Here is a 15,153-nt window from a genome sequence, read left to right on the forward strand (position 1 = left end):
TTTTATTTCTCTACTCTATTTGTCTAATACTACTTTTTCTAAGTTACTGTCAGTCGATTCTCTTGTATAAACAACCGATTTTTTAGATAGTTTGTTTGTTTTATCTCGATATGTAAAGTTAAAATCAATCATTTTGATTTCTTTTACTGGTTGTAGCTCTTTAATAAAGGTCTCAATATTTTTTTCAGCTGTTTGGAAATCATTAAATGTCAATGCTGTTGGAAAGACTGAGATAGTCAATGTTTCCGTTTTCTGACTAATCATGATTGACACATTTGCTTCTCCAAAAAAGGGCTGCCAATCTCTCAAAAATTGAAGTTCATAGTTATCTAGTGCTTGAGCATCTCTGCTTTCTACGACTTTTTTCCAAGGGAATTCAGTCAATTTTAATGCATTTTCTTTATAGCTCTCAATTTTTGCACCAGAAGCTCCGCCTCTGGCATCCTTAATCTCTTCTATCTTCAATTCTAGATCTTTATTATCTTTTCTTAAAGTATCTTGATTATAAAGTATCCCAAAAAGTATTAAGCAAAAAATAATTGCTGCAATCATCAAAAACAATAGTGATCGATTGTTCTCTTGATACTTATAAAAATTAATCTTGCGTTTCATTTTTGGACTATCAGAATCTAAACTCTCCAGTTGGAATCGAACATACAACTGATAACTGAAAAAAAGAAACAGTATTACTACTAATACGAACATGAAAATTGTCATTAAATATAAACTCCTTTATCCCTTAATAAAAAAACACTAAATATATCTACTTTTTTGAAAGTTATCCACTTTCCACCCAATTATACATAGTTTATTGTAACATTACGTTACGTTATTGCCAACTTTTTTTTATAAACTCTGGCAAAAGTCAATAAAACAACTAGGCTATTCATAAAATTTAGCATTTTTTTATTATTTAAACAAAAGGAAAGGGTTCATATGTGATTAATTTATACTTTCTCGTACTTGATTTCAGCATTTTTACTAGTAACAACTAAACGATTAAAAATAACAATGTATAAGTAACGAACAATGTAATCCTATTTAGAATTATGTTGTTGCAAACGGTCGTCCTAATGTTAATAAAAACAGGTTAGGTCTTATGTTTTCCATTAAAATATCTGATACTTTAACGATATGTACCAAGATTTTCTTCTTCCAGTTCTGCTTCCAAAATTCCAACGCTAACGCCCAAGGCACGATCAACAGAGTCCATGATTTCTATCCCCAGATGGCAAACTTTTTCTTTTAAACGTATTTTATCAATAGTACGGATCTGTTCCAATAAAATGACCGAATCGCGTTCAATGCCTGTTTCTTCTGAATTAATTCCTATATGTGTCGGCAGTTTTGGTTTAGCCATCTTTGCTGTGATCGCAGCGACGATGATGGTTGGACTAAAATGATTGCCTAAATTATTTTGTATGACTAGTACTGGACGTACTCCCCCTTGTTCTGATCCTACAACAGGGGATAAGTCTGCAAAATATATGTCACCCCTTTTGACCATTTGAAACCTCCTATTCTATTTATACTCCCTTGGCATACGTTCAGAAAACGTACATGCTACTTCATAATGAATCGTCTCTAATTTATCTGCGACCATCTGCATTGTGATCTCTTCACCATGATCGTTTCCAATAAATGTGACTTTTGTCCCGATTGCCGTTTGCTTAGGCAGTCGGATCATACACTGATCCATACAGATTCTTCCAACGATTTCACATTTTTCGCCGTTAACTAGTACTGAAAAACCTTGTAAGCGGCGTAACCATCCATCGGCATAACCAATCGGTACAGTGCCGATCCATTCATTTTCAGTTGTCGTGTAAGTGTTACCGTAGCCAATGCCTTCACCTACGGAAAGTTCTTTCACTTGAATCAACTTGGATACCAAACTCAATGCAGGTTTTAACGGATAAACTTCTGGCAATACTCGCCCAGATGGATTCAACCCATACATAGCTATACCAAAACGAATCATGTTTCCTACATTATCTGGATGCCAAAGAGCAGTTGCACTGTTACTTACGTGCACATATCTCGGCAACTCAAGAAGCACTGATAGTATTGCTTGAAAACGTTGCGTCTGCTTTTCAAAGTAACTTACGTCTTTTTCATCAGCAGTAGAAAAATGGGTAAACAATCCTTCCCAAGCAAGCATTTTCGTTGATGCTATTAATGCCACAGCATGTTTTACTTCTTTCGGCGTAATAAATCCAATGCGTCCCATACCTGTATCAACTTTTATATGTATTTTCAGTGGTATTTGTGTCCCTATATGGTTCAGTTGTTCAATTGCTTGTTCCAGCCATTCTTGAGTTGCTACTGTAACAGATAAATCGTACTTTAGCAGCAATTCTATGTAAGAAACATCCACGACACTTAAAATGAGGATTGGCTCTGTTATGCCGGCTTCCCGTAGCTCTATGGCTTCATCTAAGATTGCTACACAAAATCCCGTAGCGCCTCCTTCAATAGCCGCTTTAGCCGTTTGAACAGCTCCATGTCCATAACCGTTTGCTTTAACGACCGCAAATAATTCCGTCCCTTGCGGCATTCGCTTTACTTCATTGCAAACATTCTCTTTAATTGCCTGTGTATCGATTACTAGTTTTGTGGGACGATGCCATCCTACAGCCATATGTGTCCTTCTTTCTTTTACAGTCGAATCAAACTATTCAAGTGATTTATTTCAAATTGGAAAAAATCAAGTGATGTCTAATCAAAAGCTTTGGTCTCGACCGTTATTCAAATTTTGTAGTTAAACAATTCCTCTTTTAAACTGTTTCCAGAATAATTTGAGCAACTGCATAGGTGTCTGTATGTGAAATCGACACAAATACATTTCCTTCATGAGGTGATTTTGTAACCTTAGGAGCACCATTATCTTCTTTTAAAATTTCAACATCACGTAAGCCTAAACTTCCGATCCCTGTCCCCCATGCTTTAGAAAAAGCCTCTTTACACGCAAAACGCCCCGCTAAAAATTCTACTTGTCGTTTGTGTGGTAATTTTTGAAAAAGTGCATATTCATCGTCAGTAAGAACTCGTTGTATAAAAGAAGATTTATTTCCGATAATTTTTTCGATTCTTGAAAGTTCTACCATGTCTATACCAATTCCTCTTATCATTCTTTCAAGCCCTCTTTTTTTATTTTATAAATTACTCTTATTCTATCAAATTTTAGCAATTTTTCCACATAATAATGTAAAAATTAATAAAAAGCTAGAACAGCTCGTCTAGCTTCGGCAAAAAACTCAATAAATAGGTGATTATAGTACTACTTTTTGAGTTAAATCCTAATTATATTACTATAACTTGAAAAGACTAACGCGATTTGATTCAATAAAAGAGGATGAAACAAAGCTTTTATGCCTTGTCTCACCCTCCCGAAATCCAATTAGTGATGAGATAGAAACAACTAAATTCTTATTTCTCTCTATTATGGATTCATTAATTTGAGTTATCTCTAATAACAAAGCTGCGTTTTTTATCGTTATGACGTTTTGCTGAACGATTATCTTTGCTCTTATTATAGCCGCCATTTCCAGTGCTGCCAGTCCCTTTGTTATTCTTATTGCCACGATAGCCGCCGCCACCGTTTTTATTGCGATTACGGCTGTTTCCGCCGCCACCGCCGCGATTGTTTTTGTTGAAGCCTTTTTTAGTTGATGGTAATGGACGTTCTGGTGTAATTTTAACTGGAACAGCATCTGATGGATCTTTAGAAATAGTTTTTAACAACAATGCTGCTAAGTCTTCAGCAGAATATTTTTCTAAAAGATTCTCAGCAGAAGGCAAGTAATTTTCTAGACCATTTTCTGCTAATTTTTCTTCAACGGTTTCGATTGCTGCACCTAATTGTCCTTTGAACGCTTCTTTTTCACTTGGTGGACGTAGTGGTGTCATACGTTTTTTAGTTAGCTCTTCGATGACATGTAAATAGCCCATTTCGTTTGGTGTAACAAAAGTCACAGACATTCCGCCTTTACCAGCACGGCCAGTACGACCAATACGGTGAACGTAGCTTTCTGGATCTTGCGGGATATCATAGTTGTAGACATGTGTTACGCCAGAGATATCTAAACCACGGGCTGCAACGTCTGTTGCAACTAAAATATCTAAATTACCATTTTTAAATGAACGTAAAACGCTCATACGTTTTTGCTGTGACAAGTCTCCATGAATTCCTTCAGCTTTATAACCACGAGCCTCTAAACCACGGGCTAACTCATCTACACGACGTTTCGTACGACCGAAAACAATTGTTAATTCTGGCGTTTGAACATCTAGTAAACGTGTCATGATATCGAATTTCTCGAAATCTTTTGAACGCACATAATATTGATCGATCAAATCAGCAGTCATTTCTTTCGCTTTGATTTTCACGTGTTCTGGGTCTTTCATGAATTTCACGCCAATATTTTTGATTGCTGGCGGCATTGTTGCTGAGAATAATAGTGTTTGACGAACTGACGGAATTTTAGAAATGATTTTTTCGATATCTTCTAAGAATCCCATGTTCAACATTTCATCTGCTTCATCTAAAACTAACGTTTCGATCGTATCTAGTTTTAAAGTGCGACGATTGATGTGGTCTAATAAACGTCCAGGTGTTCCTACAACGATATGCGGATTTTCTTTAAGTCCACGAATTTGGCGACCGATGTCTGCTCCACCGTATACTGCTTGTACACGAATTTTTTTGTCGCGACCTAAACGGTATAACTCTTCTTGTGTTTGGATTGCTAATTCACGAGTTGGTGCAATCACGATTCCTTGTAATACACGGTTTGACGTGTCGATTTTTTGCAACATTGGAAGACCAAAAGCTGCTGTTTTACCAGTTCCTGTTTGAGCTTGTCCAATAACGTCTTTTCCTTGTAATGCTAGAGGGATTGTTTCCTCCTGAATCGGTGTTGCTTCTTCAAATCCTGAGCGTTCGATTGCTGCCAATAAATCTGGTTCTAAGCCAAGTTCTTTAAATTTCAAATGATATCCTCCTAATAATGTTTGTTGCAGAAGAACTAAATTCTTCTAAAATGGTGTTACAGGTGATTTGACTTTCACTAATTTCGAAAATGTTGATGGCGTCTATAAACCTTCTACATAGGTTTCATTTATTTTCTGATTAGTGTTACCGAAAAATCCACCTTATGAAGCTACAGGCACTAGAAAAGCCAAACGAGTTCGTTCAGCTTTTTTAATCTTTATATGATAGAAAAGTATCTTCAATAGGTACTTTCGTTTTATCTACTTCGATCTTTCGGCAATAGGTTATTTTAGCATAGTTTTATATTTTCAGCAAGTTTTATGAAAGCTTGCTAAATTTCGAGAAGTTTCGTCACTACTTCATTTAACCCCATCCCATTACTTGCTTTTAAAACAACCATGTCCTCTGGTTCAAGTATGGATTTTACTGTTTTGATCAAGGCTTCCTTTTCCTCTTTTTTAAAGTAATGGATTTGTTTTTCCTGATATTTACTTGTAAGTATCTTATACAAAGCATGCATTTCAGTTCCATAGAGAACAACTTCTGCGATTTCTGTTGGATTTAAGTGTTCATTAACCGAAGCGTGCATGTTGGTAGAGTCAGGTCCCAACTCAAGCATATCCCCTAAAACAGCCACTCGTTTTCCTTGCGTGGGCATCTGGCTAAAACTATCCAGTACCAAGTTCATCGCCGTTGGATTTGCATTGTACACATCACTTAGAATCTCAATGCCAGTACTGCTTTTTAACCATTCTGTCCGATTTTTGGTTAATTGAAAATCTACTAACCCAGCTTGGATTTTTTCTTCTGACACCTCAAACCATTTACCAATGGTAATCGCGATCAAGGCATTCCCGACATTATATTTTCCGGGAACAGGAATAGTGAATAACGTGCTTGAGCCCTTGATTTTGAACGTTGTATATTCTTTTTGCACTTCTATGATCTCGGCTTGGCAATCCGCTTTTTCTAATCCAAATGTGTTGACCGTTTGCGGCAATTTTTTAATTAACGGCATTAATAAAGGTTCATCTGCTGGAATGATCAACAAACCGTTAGCAATCAGCCCTGCCGTAATTTCCATTTTTGCCTTAGCAATCCCTGCTCTTGAACCAAGATTTTCAATATGCGCCTCACCGATCATCGTAATCGCAGCAACATCAGGATGAGCTAATCTTGATAGAAAATCAATTTCATTTGCATGATCCATGCCCATTTCTAAAATTAGTTTTTCTGTTTCATCAGGCATATGTAAAATAGTATAGGGCAAACCGATATCGTTATTATAATTGCCTTGTGTTTTATATGTCTTGAATTGTTGGGCTAACACAGCTTCTGTCATATCTTTTGTAGTTGTTTTCCCATTGCTTCCTGTAATCGCAATGACAGTTGGTGTCATTTTTTTCAAATAATATACAGCTAAATCCTGCATAGCACTTAAAGTATCTACAACTTGTAAAACTGGCAGATCATCAGGAGCCTTCTCCGCTGAACTCCAAAATGCCGCACCTGCACCATTTTCTACCGCACTTTGAATAAACGAATGTCCATCATTTTCACCTTTTAGCGGCACAAATAGATTGTTTTTTTGAATCAAACGACTATCAAACTCAAGCCCAGTTAAATCAAAATCGGGCCATTGGTTCCAATTATTGGTTGCTTTGGTTGCTTGGGCAGCTTCCCAAAAAGTTAATTTCATTGTATTTCCTCCTCCATCTAATTGTCTACTCGATCTCGATTTCACTCTTCATACACACAATTTCATATGCATAACTATAAAAGGGCTGAGACAAAACGTCCAACGTTTTATCCCCTCCCTCTCATCATTTATCTTTCAAAAAAACTTTGTCTTTGTTTAAAGCGATTTAGTCCTAACTGAATCAGTTCTTCAATCAAATCGCTATACTTCAAGCCCATGTTTTCCCATAGTAATGGATACATACTGAACTGGGTGAAACCTGGCATCGTATTCAGTTCATTCAAGAATAATTCATTCTTACTTGTTAAAAAGAAATCACAACGGCTAAGACCACTTCCGTCTAATAATGTATAGGCTTTTTTAGCATATTCTTGCGCTTTTTGGTGAACTTCATCTGGGACTTCAGCTGGAATCTGCATTGTAATTTGATTGTCAATATATTTTGAATTGTAATCATAAAATTCAACATCTTTTACGATCTCACCAGGTTGTGTCGTCCGCACATCTTCATTTCCTAAAACCGCCACTTCGATCTCACGTGCTTCGATTCCTTGTTCAACGATTGCTCGAGAATCATAACGATACGCTTCTTCCAAAGCATTTTGTAATTCTTCACGATTTTCCGCTTTACTAATCCCAACACTTGAACCCATGTTCGCCGGTTTGACAAATACTGGATAAATCAATGAACCTTCGCATTGTTCAAAGACTTTCTTTGGGTTTTCTTTCCAATTGTTTTTCAAAACTGGAACATACGGTACTTGAGGGATGCCTGCTGTTTGAAGCAAGTATTTGGTCATGATTTTATCCATTGCATTCGCACTAGCTAAGACGCCAGCTCCCACATATGGCATTCCGATCGTTTCTAAAAAGCCTTGGATTGTTCCATCTTCGCCATTTGGTCCATGTAATACAGGGAAAACAATCGTATCTTCTTCTTGAATATCACAAGGTCGAATCACTTTACCTGTAAATTCGCCCCATTTATCTATTTCCCCATCATCAGACCAAGTCAGATTAAGAACCTCTTTGCTTTCCGGCTTTTCTGACAAGAGCGGTCCTTTCACCCATTGACCTTCTTTGCTAATAAAAACCAGTTGAACTTGATAGTAATTATAATAGATCGCATTTAAAACGGAATAGGCAGACAATATCGAAACATCATGTTCTTCACTTCTCCCACCATATAGCAAAGTAATCTTCAAATGCTTTTCCTCCTAATTTTTAAAGCTGAAAGAGCTTATGTACCTTGATAAAGCCATCAAAAAATTGACTAATATGGTTTTATCCTTTCCTTGAATGGCTAACTCTTAAAGCTCAATAATTTTTAAATTGTTGTTCTCAACAAAGAAACTCAAAATAGCTCCTTCATATTTTAGCATAAAAGCGTTAGTCCGAATAGAAACAAATCATTAAATCGAGGATTTTTTTAGCTGAGATGTTTTTTTTTAATAAAAATAATCCTTTCATTTACTTAAATTTGAATAAAAAATAAGGCATTCCGTTAAGTCTACCTTATTTTCAGCGTTCATTCTCTTTTTTTGCTTCTAGCACTTCAATCAATTTTTCTTTAAATAGTTCACGATTTTCAGCGGTGAAAGCTTTAGGTCCCTTTGTATGACCACCACTTTTACGAACTTTTGCACTAAAATAACGTTGCTCCAATAAGCCATCAATAGTTGCTGCTGTATACTGATACCCCAGCTGATGAAGTACACACGCGCCCTTAGGCAAAACCAATGAAGCTAGCCCATAATCTTGTGTTACTAACAGATCATCACCTTTGATTAGTTGAACAATCTTATAATCAGCTGCATCAGCTCCCTTATCAACATAAACAAAAGAAACATTTTTAGGATACTCTTTCAAAGAATAATGATCAATACTTGTTACGATCACAACCTCAAGAGAATAAACTAGTGCAACTTCAATTGTCGCATCTTTTACTGGTGAACCGTCACCATCAATAAAAATTTTCATAATCGTTCCCTTTCAGCTGACTACTAATTCAAATACCAAGCAGGATGTCGTTTGAGGAAAGTAGAAACTTCAGTAAATACAGCTTCTTTCACAATTTTATACAGCTCAGGATTTCTAATTTTCTTTTTGACTGCGCCAGTGTATCTTGGTCGTTTTACCCTGATTGATAGGACAACATCAAAGCGCTCAGAAAAATTATCTATTGTTAAATACTTCAAACGATTCGTTTCCTCTAAAAACTGATTGATGGCATCCACTGTCCCTTGAACAAAACCATCAAGATGCGTTCCTCCATCAGAAGGCAAATGACCATTAACAAAACTATCCTTAATACTAGTCGAACCGTTTTTTGAGATGACTGCTTGGATCGTCACACCTTCACTGATCGTGTTGATGATCAATGGCTGACCGCTTCGCGTGATGCTATCATCTTTTTGAAAAATATAATCAACTAGCCCTTGCTCATAATGAAAATAATTTTTTTGTTTTTTCCCATCAGTCAGCAAAATCGTCAGACCACTGTTTAACATCGCTAATTCTTGACAACGATTAAATAAAATAAAATAGGATAATGCTTTATTGCCGAATAACGTTTCATCGGGTGTAAATGCCAACTCGATTCTTTGTCCTTCATCTTCTGAAGGGATCAATGCCTTTTTATTTAATTGTCCGTTTTGATAGATTTGAATTGTCCGTTTTCCTGATTTTTCCACACCAAAACCTAATTGTTCTGACAAAGCATTGACGATCGAAAGAAAAAGATAAGGCGGCGTATATTGTTCTTCTGGCATTTTATCTAAAAATAAACCTTTTTTACTGAAAAAAGAAAAAATAAATTGTTTCTCTGAAAGCTCGATTGAAAGTTCTGTCTGCTTTAGATCAACTGCCAATTGCAACAAATGATCAAGCACTTGCAATACCATGCTTTCCAAGCCCGTCGGACCAATCCCGCCAATGTACATACCTGGTCGTTTTCGAATACTATCTTTCAAAACATCATCGTCTAGTGCTTTCCAAATATTTTCATCGGTCATGTCGATCTCCTCCTGTAAACAGACTTTTCTTTATAATAAATAAAACAATAGCTTCGCTTCCTAAGCATACCAATTTATCTTCGTCACGTAAATGGTTTCGCTAAATTCCCTACTTCTACTTATTATAATGAAAAAAAGAGTAGAACGAAAGTAGTATAAATGCATTTACACTATTTCATGCTACTCTTTCCTTTAACGGATCAAATCTACTGTTGGCTGCTCCATGATATGTCTAACTTGTTTGCGCGTCGTTAGTGGTATATCCCCTTGAATCGTATGAGCTAAAACACCGTTAGCCGTTGCAAACTCTACTATTTCCAATAATGACCACTCTTCAATTACGCCAAGTAAAACACCTGCAGCATATGCATCACCCGCACCGATTCGATCTAGATTAATAATCTCACGTGGCGCAGCTTGAACATAGTTTTCTGAATCAAATAAAAAACCGCTTAAATAATGTTTATCTCCTTTACCGTGACGAACGGTTCCTGCAAAGTGTGTAATTTTGTACTCTAACATAAATCGCTGAACTAACTCTTCAAATTTTTTAGAAGAATCCAATGATTCATCCAATTTCATCCCTAATAAGTCGGTTAAATCACGTTGGCTGCCAAAAACTAAATCACAATACGGTAATATTTTTTCATATTGTTCCTTCATAAACGCCACACCATGAGCCGTGTTTAAACTAGGACGAAAATTAAAATCAAAACAAACTTTTTTTCCAGAAGTACTCGCCTTTTTTGCTAATGTAAAAGCTGCATCGCGCGTTTCTTCCGTCAAACTTAATGAAATCCCGCAAATATGGACTAAGTCTGTTTCTTCTAAAAATGCATCAAACTCATAACTAGATGCATTACTCACACCAAAAGAACTACTTCGACGATTTTGATAAGTAACTTGTGTAGGTCTTGGTCCAAATCCCATTTCAGCAAAATAAGAACCTATATGATCCCCAGAAGAACCTATCCAACGATCTTGAATACCTAATTGACGAACACTTGCTTTTGCTGCTTCGCCCAAACGATTATCTGGAAGATTTGTCAATAAGCTTGTTTGACAGCCAAAATGAGCGAGATTACTTAAAATATTGACTCCTGTACCTGTAAAATCTAAACGTAAATCCTTAGTTTGTTCCAACATCAGATATTCTGGTGGTGTCAAACGCATCATTATTTCACCAAACGCTGCAATTCTCATCTCGATCCCTGCCTATTTTCTATTTTTCTGTCAGCTCTGAACGAGCTCATTCAGCTTTTAGTTTATCTAGCTTCATGAGTTAGTGCTTCGGGAAAAAGATGAAAGTGGGCCGTGACATAATACGCCACAGTCAACTTTCCCTATTTTTCTGTCAGCTCTGAACGAGCTCATTCAGCTTTTAGTTGTTCAACGTATTTTTAATCATACCTAGTAATGTTTTCACATCTTCTGGTCTTGTATCGCCTGTTTCTGAGTCGATGATCGAGCTGTATACGTGAGGAATGATCTTTTTCACGCCTGCGTCCACTGCGATTTGTACGATTTCTTCAAAGTTTTCTAAATCGATGCCCCCTGTTGGTTCTAGGTAGAAATCATATTTTGCACAGGCCTCTGCAACTGCTTTGTATTCTTCGATATGTGCTAATCCTTTCATTGGGAAGAATTTGATGGAGCTGCCGCCCATATCTTGTAATAAACGAATCGCTGTTTCGATCGTTACTTCACCTGCTGGTGTTTGGGAACTTAAGGGACCTGTGGCGATATTGACGATGCCGACTTTGCCTGTTGGTGAGACTAAGCCATTAACGATCGTGTCATTTTGACCTAATAAAGCACGAGATGTCCCAACGCCTGTGAAGACTTGGTTGACGTGTTGCGGTTGTAGTTCTTTTGAGATTCTTGACACCATTTGGCTTTGGTTTGGATCCCCTGCGCCTAAACCGACTGATAATGCGTTGTTGGTTTCTGCGGCATATTTTTTCATGTCTTCGATCGCGGCTTCATCGGTTGGGTAGTTTTTAGATAAAACACCTAAAACGATATGCCCTTCGGCAGCTTCGTAACAGTCTTTTGCGTTTTCTACTGAGTTGGCTAAAACGTTTAGGCAAATACGGTCTTCTAAATAGTTTGGTGTTAATGTCATGGTTGATTCACTCCTGTTTAGTAGTTTTTTAATTCATGATTTCGCTTAAACGAGTCACGATTTTATTCATTTCTTCTTCATTGACAGAACGGATATCGAATTCGATGATCCCGTTGTTGGCTTGGTATTCTCGGGTATAAATAGCGGGACTTTCAGCTTTTAATTCTTGGATGACTGCTTTGGCTGATTTCGCTCCGCTGACTTTGATACTGGCACGGTAAATATCTCTACCCGCTCCATCTTGAACGACTTTGGCTTCGATATTTGTGATAGTATTTAGTCCCTCAATAAATGGGGCTAAGCGTGCTTGCATAGAAGCCCCTGCTTCACTGCCGTTTTTCACATAATCTTCTACCGCTTGGGTAAAGCCTAAGATATTATCTTTACCGATTTTCATTGCGCGGCCGATGCCTTTTCCTTGTAGGCGGATCCATTCGATATAAGCTTTTTTGCCGATCACAAGTCCGGCACTTGGGCCTTCGATGGCTTTGGCTCCACTGTAGATCACAAGATCTGCGCCTGCTTCGATGTATTTGAATAAGTCTTCTTCCGCTGCGGCATCAACGATCAACGGCAAGTTGTTCGCTTTGGCCACTGTTGCGGCTTCTTCCACACTTAACATACTTTTTTGAACAGTATGGTGGCTCTTGATGTAGAGAATCGCGGCTGTTTGGTCTGTGATCATCATTTCAATGTGTTCAGGTGAACACATATTGGCATAGCCTGCTTCCACCACTCGTCCCCCACCTTGTTCGACCATTACTTCAACGGGCGTACCGTAGTCTACATTATGCCCTTTAGGTAAGATGATTTCACGTTTGGTGATTTTATCTGTGTATGGATGGTAAGCGTGATAAGCTGAACCTTCACCGATCAAGGCTGCCACACTTTGGGCGATGCCAGCAGATGCAGATGAAACAACTTGCGCATCTTCGACAGTCAATAATTTAGCTAGGTAAGCGCCTGTTTGAATACTTAACTCACTCATCTCAAAGAAATGTTCCCCACCGAATTTTTGCGCGGCTAATACATTCTCTGAGACTTTCGATACGCCTAAGATCGTCATTTTCCCTGAGGCATTGATGACTTCTTTTAGATTGAATTTTTCATAACTAATTGTCATAAACTGTTCCTCCAATAATGGTTTTTACAGGTTTGATCAATTCTTTTGCTTCTCTGGTAAATCCGTTTGAATCAGTCAATGTCTTTTGGCCTGCTTCAATCGTAAAAATTGTGATATCTCCGTCATAGCCTTCTTTTAAATGACCTTTTGTCTCAAAACGGAAGTTTTCAGCAGGTGCTTCGGTCACTTTTTCAATAATTTCAGGCCAATCATATCCGACCACACGTAATTTTTCCATCGTAGTGGCTAAATCATGAACTGGACCTTTTTCACGGTTACGGATGTAAATATCTGTACTGATCGAAGTTGCTTTCATACCTTCTGCTAAAGCTGTTTCAGCAACATGGAAATTAAAACTATCCGTCCCATGACCAATATCAAATACAACACCTTTATTATAGGCAGCCCAAGCAAAATCTTTAACTTTATTTGTTGACTGATCTAAAATACCATTGGGTTTTCCATTAAAGCAATGGGTCAACACATCCCCTTTTGTCATATGAGCTAGTATCTTGTTTAGCTCTGGAGGAGCTGATCCAATATGCACCATAAGCGGCAGGTCATTGTTTTCCTTTTGAATCTTCTTCGCCATCTCTAAAGGAGTGATCCCATTGTCACCGATCACTGTTTTACTCATACGCGCTTTGATTCCTACAACAAAATCAGGCAATTCAGTCAACGCCTTATGAACGAGCTCTTCTTTTACCTTACTAAGATCTGCCAGTTCATCTTGCTCAACAATGCCCCATTTCGAAATATTCACTAACGCATAGACATTAGTTTTTGCTTGTTTGGCTAGGTCATAAAATTCATGGATATTTTCAGCGCCTGTTGTACCTGCATCGATTACTGTTGTTACGCCTTTTTTTACACCAATTTCATCTGGAAAATCATAATACAAAGTCATCTTTTCAAAACAGTGAACATGATCATCGATCCAACCAGCTGATAGATAGGTATCAGCTGATAGTTCGATCAATTCTTTCCCATCTGCTTCGATTTTATCCGCAACTTTTGCGATTTTCCCAGCATTTATTGCTATTTCTATTGGTTTACCTTCAATTGTTCTCCCATTTTTTATAATTAAGTCGTAACTCATTTTATCCCCTACTTTTCTTTAAATCTAAATTTTGTCCAGGGTTTTACAAAATCCAACAACAACAATTCTTTCTCTGTTATTTGACCTACCTTGTTTTTACGGTCGTCTGAATGCGGCTGTAAAACAATTTGCAGCTCATTTTTGTATTTCCCAAATGCATCGTTGCCGATCACAACATCTCCGACTTGAAATTCTTGTGTATTGTCATGAGCAGGATTGGCATCATTTTTGTATTTTTTACGAACTTCGGTTGAACGAACTACTTGATCAGTGATATCTCCGCGACGGAAGTGTTGTTCCGTCAACACGATTTCTTTTTCAATCTCGCTTGCCTGTTCAGTAAATTCAACTGATAATTCTAATTGATAGCGATTTAAGCTACCTAACAATTCTAACTCTTCATCAGATGCATAGGCATTGCCAATAATCACATCATCGATCAAACCCGTTGCAAATAGATGTTTTGTTTGGACGTCTACTGGTAAATGGCGGTGCATTTCAAGTGTTGGTAAGCCATCATTAACATCCCAAGGACCGATTTTCCCCGCTTGTGAATTGATAAATGCTGCTGTCCGAATTCCATGTTTTTTAAAACGAACACTACACCGCTCAAAGAAATCGTAAGGCAACGCAGTCCCTTCTTGCGGATAAAAATTGTGACACCCATAAAGAAACGGAACATTTGCTTCATAAGTTAAAATATTATCCAGGTATGCTACATCGTTACTCATATTTAATTCAATCGCTAACTCGAATGGATTAAATGTTAGCTTCGCTTCTTTGTTTCCATCAAATCCAGCATCTAAACGAATACCGTCTGCTCCAGTTTCATAAAAGAATGTTAAATCATCATATGAAATTTGTAACTCATCAAAAATGTTTGGTGCCACATCTAAAATCGTTTCATAACCTAAGCTCTTTGCATAAGAAATCAATGATTTAAATTTTTCCTTTACGACTTCTTTGCCTTCAGTTACTTCCAGCATGCTCATAAAAATCCGTGAAAATCCAAATTCACTGGCTTTTTTTAAATAAGCTTTGTCTTTTTCTATATCACTATGATCTGGATAAACAGATACACCTAATGCTCTTTTCATTTA

Annotated in this window: 14 protein-coding genes; all 14 read right to left on the minus strand. The window is 37.3% G+C overall.

All coding sequences use genetic code 11. The features are described from left to right. Positions 1-15 precede the first annotated feature (15 nt). Positions 16-717: a hypothetical protein gene (locus A5821_RS08890; RefSeq protein WP_086314187.1), complete on the minus strand. Its 702-nt coding sequence runs from the start codon at positions 715-717 to the stop codon at positions 16-18. Positions 718-1,126: 409 nt separating this feature from the next. Next, positions 1,127-1,507: a type II toxin-antitoxin system PemK/MazF family toxin gene (locus A5821_RS08895; RefSeq protein WP_010763889.1), complete on the minus strand. Its 381-nt coding sequence runs from the start codon at positions 1,505-1,507 to the stop codon at positions 1,127-1,129. 15 nt (positions 1,508-1,522) lie between these two features. Continuing rightward, complete coding sequence (gene alr / locus A5821_RS08900; RefSeq protein ID WP_086314188.1) at positions 1,523-2,641, minus strand: alanine racemase; 1,119 nt, start codon at positions 2,639-2,641, stop codon at positions 1,523-1,525. Between the two features lie 136 nt (positions 2,642-2,777). Next, positions 2,778-3,131, minus strand: coding sequence for a holo-ACP synthase (acpS, locus tag A5821_RS08905; protein ID WP_086314189.1), 354 nt, complete (start codon positions 3,129-3,131; stop codon positions 2,778-2,780). A gap of 322 nt (positions 3,132-3,453) precedes the next feature. Then, positions 3,454-4,992, minus strand: coding sequence for a degradosome RNA helicase CshA (cshA, locus tag A5821_RS08910; RefSeq protein WP_170922984.1), 1,539 nt, complete (start codon positions 4,990-4,992; stop codon positions 3,454-3,456). 332 nt (positions 4,993-5,324) lie between these two features. Beyond that, positions 5,325-6,692 carry a UDP-N-acetylmuramoyl-tripeptide--D-alanyl-D-alanine ligase gene (locus tag A5821_RS08915; protein ID WP_086314191.1) on the minus strand — a complete coding sequence of 456 codons (1,368 nt, stop codon included), beginning with the start codon at positions 6,690-6,692 and terminating at the stop codon, positions 5,325-5,327. A 128-nt stretch (positions 6,693-6,820) separates the two neighbouring features. Then, on the minus strand, positions 6,821-7,897 hold the full coding sequence (locus A5821_RS08920) for a D-alanine--D-alanine ligase (RefSeq protein ID WP_086314192.1): 1,077 nt from the start codon (positions 7,895-7,897) through the stop codon (positions 6,821-6,823). 316 nt (positions 7,898-8,213) lie between these two features. Continuing rightward, positions 8,214-8,672: a YaiI/YqxD family protein gene (locus tag A5821_RS08925; RefSeq protein ID WP_086314193.1), complete on the minus strand. Its 459-nt coding sequence runs from the start codon at positions 8,670-8,672 to the stop codon at positions 8,214-8,216. Positions 8,673-8,695: 23 nt separating this feature from the next. Beyond that, positions 8,696-9,706: a hypothetical protein gene (locus A5821_RS08930; RefSeq protein WP_086314194.1), complete on the minus strand. Its 1,011-nt coding sequence runs from the start codon at positions 9,704-9,706 to the stop codon at positions 8,696-8,698. A 192-nt stretch (positions 9,707-9,898) separates the two neighbouring features. Continuing rightward, positions 9,899-10,909, minus strand: coding sequence for a sugar kinase (locus A5821_RS08935; RefSeq protein WP_086314195.1), 1,011 nt, complete (start codon positions 10,907-10,909; stop codon positions 9,899-9,901). 178 nt (positions 10,910-11,087) lie between these two features. Further along, positions 11,088-11,831: a 2-dehydro-3-deoxy-phosphogluconate aldolase gene (gene dagF / locus A5821_RS08940; RefSeq protein ID WP_010770858.1), complete on the minus strand. Its 744-nt coding sequence runs from the start codon at positions 11,829-11,831 to the stop codon at positions 11,088-11,090. A 28-nt stretch (positions 11,832-11,859) separates the two neighbouring features. After that, the gene (locus A5821_RS08945) at positions 11,860-12,954 is read right to left on the minus strand and encodes a DgaE family pyridoxal phosphate-dependent ammonia lyase (RefSeq protein WP_086314196.1); all 1,095 of its coding nucleotides are present in this window, start codon (positions 12,952-12,954) and stop codon (positions 11,860-11,862) included. Next, complete coding sequence (locus A5821_RS08950; protein WP_086314197.1) at positions 12,944-14,053, minus strand: amidohydrolase/deacetylase family metallohydrolase; 1,110 nt, start codon at positions 14,051-14,053, stop codon at positions 12,944-12,946. Before A5821_RS08950 ends, A5821_RS08945 begins: the two co-directional genes overlap by 11 nt. 8 nt (positions 14,054-14,061) lie before the next feature. Then, on the minus strand, positions 14,062-15,150 hold the full coding sequence (locus A5821_RS08955) for a DUF871 domain-containing protein (RefSeq protein WP_086314198.1): 1,089 nt from the start codon (positions 15,148-15,150) through the stop codon (positions 14,062-14,064). Between the last annotated feature and the right edge of the window lie 3 nt (positions 15,151-15,153).

It is taken from the genome of Enterococcus sp. 7F3_DIV0205, assembly GCF_002141365.2.
Taxonomy (GTDB): Bacteria; Bacillota; Bacilli; order Lactobacillales; family Enterococcaceae; genus Enterococcus_L; species Enterococcus_L palustris.